Raw genomic sequence first — 5,759 nt, forward strand, 5'->3', positions numbered from 1 at the left:
GGTCCTCCACGGTGAACACTATCGTGTCGGTGTCTATCCGCCCGTAGCCGTCCCCGACATAACTATCACACCCGAACACGATGTCTGTGTCCACCGGCACGCCGGAATCGCCGTTTTCCGGGTCTATGCAGTACACATAAATGGAGTGAGATTCACCGTGCTCCATCATGCACAGGATGGCGTTGTTGTATAGCGTCCAGCCGTCGCCGGACCATTCCCGGTAGTCGCCGGGGTACATGTTGACGCCCACCGCTTTCCAGTCATTGCTGATGGCCACCATGTCCGTGCCGTTGGTCAGGTCCGCGAGCCAGGTCGCGCCGCTCTCGGTCGAGACGGACTGCCAGTACGCGATGCTCCAGATGTCCCCGACGTCGTACATGATGGGATTGTAGTCGTCATGGTCGCCCAGGCTGGTATATGAGTAGTTGTACCCGCCACGGGTCAGGGGGCAGTAGTCCTCGTCGTCGGCGTAGCGGCCGGCGATGCCCCAGCCGCCGTACGAGCTGTGCGCGAAGCAGCAGGACACTACGCCGTGGCCGGAGCCGAAATCCATGAAGTCGGCAAGGTTGTTCCCGAAGGCCACGGGGTCCTGATAGGCGTAGTTGCTCCACGTATACACGCAACCGTACTCCTCCATCTGCGCCACGGTGGGGGTGGTCGTGGTGCAGTCTACGACATCCACGCTGTAATAGTGTGGGTTGTCGGCGATGTTGGTCATGACCCCCGAGGTCATGCCGGGGTCGGTATGGCAAATCAAGAGGTCGTAATGCCCCGCGAACACCGCGGTGGCGACCACCAAGACTAACAACGCTCTTCGCATTTTCTACTCCTTAGGTTGAACGTCTGCGGATTACTCAAAACACAGCCATGACGGTGTTTCTTGAAAAAGCCCAATCCTCCACCTGCAATTTACCACCAAACGCCTCGGCTGGCAAGGGTGTCGCGGGGCAAAAAAAAACCGCGCCCGAGGGCGCGGCTTATCTGACCGGTGGAATACGGAACGGGAGGCCCGCGCCTCCCGTTAAAAAGTCACCGGCGGATGATCCTAGGCCTTGATCGCGCCAACGGGCAGCACCGTGCGACCCTTGGCTTCGTTCAACACCTCGGCCGCCGCCAGGTAGAAGGCCGAGAGGCCGCAGAGGATGCCCTCGAAGCCGGCGATGCGGGTGATGAGGGCGATGCCGGTCCAGTCGCCGACGGCCAGCAGCCAGAACAGGATCGTCAGCGTCAGGAACACCGTCTGGAGGGCTCGGTTCTTCTTCCAGGTGCCCACCCACATGTAACAGGTGAAAAGCCCCCACAGGAAGAGGTAGCAGCCCATGAAGGCCGGGGAGAATCCGCCGGAGGGGGCGAAGAGCTTGATCGCCACCAGCGACATCCAGAAAAGGCCGTAGCTCAAGAACGCGGTGGTGCCGAAGGTGTTGCCGTTCTTGTACTCGAACACCCCGGCGAAGATCTGCGCCAGGCCGCCATAGAAGACACCCATCGCCAGAATGATCGTGGATGCCTGGTCGGCGGCGAAGAGCCCCGCGTTCTGCAGATTTAAGAGCACGGTGGTCATGCCGAAGCCCATCAGTCCCAGGGGTGCCGGGTTGGCTTTGATTTCGGCCATTGTCACTCCAGGGTTAGCGGTTGGGCCTGTCGGACCGGCTATGAGCCCCCGTTACCGACCAGGGGCGAAAGATCCGCGTTTGCATCGGGGGAAAGAACAGCGTAAATATTGACGGTATCGCCTTCCACATAGCGCCAACGCACCCAGCCGTGGTTGAAGTCCCGGTCCAGGATTTCGAGCCAGTCCCCATCGCGGTGCAGGAAATAGAATACCTCACCGGCGGCCAGCAGGGGGTGGGCGGCAACCTGTTCCGCCGAGGGGTCGGGATTGACGCGGAAGTTGACCCCTCCGTCCGCAGCCACCACCCCCCAGGGTTCCGCCATCCCGCTGAGGGCAATCGTGACGCCGTCCCCGGACTTCGGCTCCAACTTGGTAAACTCCCAGCAAACCATGAACTCGTCTGGTATCTCAGTTGCCGGGGTAAGTCCCTGTTCGGAGTACTGCCAGCGGCCGAAGAAATCCATGCCCTCACCGGCCCGGACCACGATCACTCCGCCGCCGATGGAACCCCGCCAGCCGCCGCCGGAATCCACCGGATAATACATCTCCTCCCACTGGCCATGTTTGGGCATGGCGTAATGCTGGAAATACCGGACATTGAGCCTCAGCTCTTCCCCGGCGGCGAAGGAGATATCGTAGCGCGCGTAGTCGGCGTAAGATTCGTACAGGTCGGCGTAGTCCTCGCCGGGGATGCGGAACTCCCGGCGAACCTCGTGATACACGGCGGCGGGCAGCCTCTCAACGCCTGTTCCCGTCTCGCGCTCCACATAGGCCAGGAAATCATAATCGTTGTGCTCGAGCAGTATCAGGAGATGCTCCTCGCTGTTCGCGCGGTAGGTTTCCTCGTCCCAATAATCCCAGCCCGTTCCTTCGGAGAGGGGGAAATACATCGGCACGGTCTGGGCCGCGCCGTGGTTGCGGAAGACGAACGCCCCCTCGACCGATGCCCCCAGGGGTTGCAGGGAAATGGAGATGTCCTGCCGGACCAGCTCAACATCGGGATGACTATAGTCCACGCTTTCGAGACCATCGTCCCCCATGGGATTCGCCGAGGACGGGCCGGGGAAGTATCCCTGCCACCAGCCGGAATCGGCGGCCGCCGGCAGGGTCAGCATCACGGCACACAGCAGAAGGACGCGTTTCATCTTTCCTCACACCGACAAGAAAGCGGGCCGGGTATCCGAGTGAAACCCGGCTCGACGATCACGCTCAGAGCCCGTATTTGGCGACCGGCTTGAAGCCGGCCACGGCCCCGCGGGGAGAGGCACAGGATATTCCCGCCCCCTCCCCGCGAGCGCGCAGTTAAAACTCAGCCTTGATGGCCCCCCAGGTGGTCCGCTCCACCTGCGGGATGCCCACGGTGGAGAAGGTCCAGATAAAATTGTAGCCCATCTCGTTGCCGGAGAGGTCGGCCAGTTTGTCGTCTACGACGCAGATGATGACTGCGTCGGAGGGAAGGTCCTCGTCCGGGGTGAAGGTGCAGACTACGTCCAGCGGGTCGACGCCGTCAACGGCAAGGACGCCGGAGATGGCCACGCTCTCTACGGGTTCGACGCCGACGGCGGAGGCGCTGGATACGCACGCGCTACCCGGGCGGAGGGTGGTGCTCCGGACGGTGAAGTCTATGGTGTCGGTGTCGACGCCCGAGATGTAGTCCTTGCAGTGGAAGACGATTGCGGTGTCAACGGGGACGCCTTCAGCGCCGTCTTCGGGGTCCATCCCGGCCACGTAGGGCGGGTCCAAATCTTCGGTGCCGCCTTCCATCAGGTACTGGATGGCGTTGTTCAAAAGCACCCAGCCGTCGCCGGTCCATTGACTGAAGTCGCCGGGGTAGAAGTTGATACCCACCGCGTTCCGGGCGGTGTTTACCGCCACGAAAATGGAGCCGTTGGCCAGGTCGGCGACCCAGGTCGCCGGGGTCTCGATCGTGATGTCCTGCCAGTAGTAGATGTCGGAGATGCTCAGGACGCCTTCCATGATGGGGTGCGGGTCGTAGTCTCCCAGGCTCTCGAAGTCGAAGTTATGCCAGCCGAGGGTCAGGGGGCAGTAGTTTTCGTCGATCACGTAGCGACCTGACAGGCCACAGATAAAATCGCTGGCGTAGTGGGCGAAGGCACAGGACAGGACACCGCCGCCGCCATCCATGTAGTCGGCCAGGTTGTCGCCCATGGCGGTCGGATCCGAGTAGGGGTCGTTGCTCCACGTAAAGACGCAGCCGTAGTTCAGCATCGTCGCCACCGTGGGCGTGGTCGTGGCGCAGTCGATGTAATCCACGCTGTCGTAGAAGGGATCGCTGCCGATGTTGTCCTCGACTTTCGATGTCGAGCCGGTATCGCAGTGGCAGACGAGAAGGTCGTACTGCCCCGCGAACGCAGCCGTGACCACGACTAAAACCAACAACGATTTTGGCATCTCACCCTCCTAGTACGAATGGATGGGTGGTGAATTCCTCGAAAACACCCCGACCGGTTTTTTTTAAATCCCAGTACTCAAGTAACCGCATAATAGTACCATCATCCGCATGGTTTGACAAGTTGACCGACCCAAAAAAAGCGCCCAGCGTAAAGCCGGGCGCCGTCTTTTTTCCACCATTCCCCCCACGGGCAAAGTACGGCTCCGGCTTGAAGCCGGCCACGGCCCCGCGGGGAGAGGCACAGGATATTCCCGCCCCCTCCCCGTAAGCCAACCTCTGGCTACATCCCGTATTTGGCGACCGGCTTGAAGCCGGCCACGGCCCCGCGGGGAGAGGCTCAGGATATTCCCGGCTCCTCCCCGCGAGCGTTACTCTAACTACATCCCGTACTTCGCGATTATCCCGTCCTTGTCCAAGCCGATAATGCCGTACTTGGCTCCGACCTTGGCGAAGGCCGCCACGCACTTGTCTATGTGCGCCTTCTCGTGGGCGGCGGAGAGCTGGACGCGGATGCGCGCCTGGCCGTTGGGCACCACCGGGAACGAGAAGCCGATGACGTAGATGCCCTCGGCGTACATGTCGCGGGCCATGTCGTTGGCCAGCTTGGCGTTGTAGAGCATGACCGGGACTATCGGCGTCTCGCCGGGCCGGACGTTCAAGCCGGCGGCGGTTATCTTCTCCCGGAAGTACTTGGTGTTCGACTCCAGCTTGTCCCGGCGCTCCGTGCTCCGGGTGATTATCTCCAAAACCTTGAGCGAGGCGGCGGTGATGACCGGGGCAAGGGAGTTCGAGAAGAGGAAGGGCCGGGCCTTCTGGCGGCAGAGCTCGATCAGCTCCCGGCGCCCCGAGACGCACCCGCCCGACGCGCCGCCCAGCGCCTTGCCCAGCGTGGTCGTGATGACGTCAATCTTCCCCACCACGCCGAAGTGCTCGTGGACCCCGCGGCCGGTCTTGCCGATGAACCCTGAGCCGTGGGAGTCGTCCACCAGAATCATGGAGTCGTACTCCTCGCAGAGCGCCACCGCCTCGTCCAGCGGGAAGAGATCGCCGTCCATGGAGAACACCCCGTCGGTGACCACCAGCCGGTTGCGCTTGCCCTGGTGCTGCTCGAGCTTCTGCTTCAGGTGATTCATGTTCATGTGCTTGAAGGTGTCGTACTCGGCGGAGCAGAGCCGGATGCCGTCCACCAGGCTGGCGTGGATGAGCCGGTCGGCGATGATGACGTCCTCGGGGCCGAGGATGGCCTCGAAGACCCCGGCGTTGGCGTCCATGCACGACGGGAAAAGGAGCGTGTCCTCGGTGCCCAGGAACTCGGTCAATTTATCCTGCAGCTCGCGGTGGATGTCCTGGGTGCCGCAGATGAAACGGACCGAGCTCATGCCGTAGCCGCGCGTGTCCAGGCCCTTATGGGCGGCGGCGATGACCTCGGGGTGGCTGGAGAGGCCGAGGTAGTTGTTGGCGCAGAAGTTCAGGACCTTCGCCTGCGGCGCGCCCTCGGGGAACTCCACGGTGATTTCCGCGTTCTGGGGCGAGCAGATGAACCGTTTTTCCTTGTAGAGGCCCTTGCTCTTGATCGCTTCGATTTCCTCGGCGAATCCGGCGCGGGCTACCTTCGAGTAGGCCATGACTCCTCCTGGCTATAAGAGGTGGCGTTTTTTAAGATGATTGCGTGGGCCAACCCCCCGTGCAGGTAGTCCCCTCCCCCCGTACGACTAACCCCCTCCCCCCTCACAG

6 protein-coding genes are annotated in these 5,759 nt (G+C 62.1%); all 6 read right to left on the reverse strand.

Annotated features, from left to right (window positions below; all coding sequences use genetic code 11):
- A partial coding sequence (locus NTW26_01125; protein ID MCX7020877.1) for a hypothetical protein occupies window positions 1-820 on the reverse strand: 820 nt, incomplete at its 3' end.
- 225 nt (window positions 821-1,045) lie between these two features.
- Window positions 1,046-1,618 carry an acetate uptake transporter gene (locus NTW26_01130; GenBank protein ID MCX7020878.1) on the reverse strand — a complete coding sequence of 191 codons (573 nt, stop codon included), beginning with the start codon at window positions 1,616-1,618 and terminating at the stop codon, window positions 1,046-1,048.
- Between the two features lie 32 nt (window positions 1,619-1,650).
- Complete coding sequence (locus tag NTW26_01135; GenBank protein MCX7020879.1) at window positions 1,651-2,757, reverse strand: SH3 domain-containing protein; 1,107 nt, start codon at window positions 2,755-2,757, stop codon at window positions 1,651-1,653.
- A 157-nt stretch (window positions 2,758-2,914) separates the two neighbouring features.
- Window positions 2,915-4,024, reverse strand: a complete 1,110-nt coding sequence (locus NTW26_01140) for an Ig-like domain-containing protein (protein MCX7020880.1) — start codon at window positions 4,022-4,024, stop codon at window positions 2,915-2,917.
- A 1-nt stretch (window position 4,025) separates the two neighbouring features.
- Window positions 4,026-4,247, reverse strand: a complete 222-nt coding sequence (locus NTW26_01145) for a hypothetical protein (protein MCX7020881.1) — start codon at window positions 4,245-4,247, stop codon at window positions 4,026-4,028.
- A 155-nt stretch (window positions 4,248-4,402) separates the two neighbouring features.
- Entirely contained in the window at window positions 4,403-5,650 is a 1,248-nt protein-coding gene (gene kbl, locus NTW26_01150) for a glycine C-acetyltransferase (protein ID MCX7020882.1), read from the reverse strand.
- Window positions 5,651-5,759: the final 109 nt, after the last annotated feature.

This window comes from bacterium, assembly GCA_026398675.1.
In the GTDB taxonomy this organism is placed as follows: domain Bacteria; phylum RBG-13-66-14; class RBG-13-66-14; order RBG-13-66-14; family RBG-13-66-14; genus RBG-13-66-14.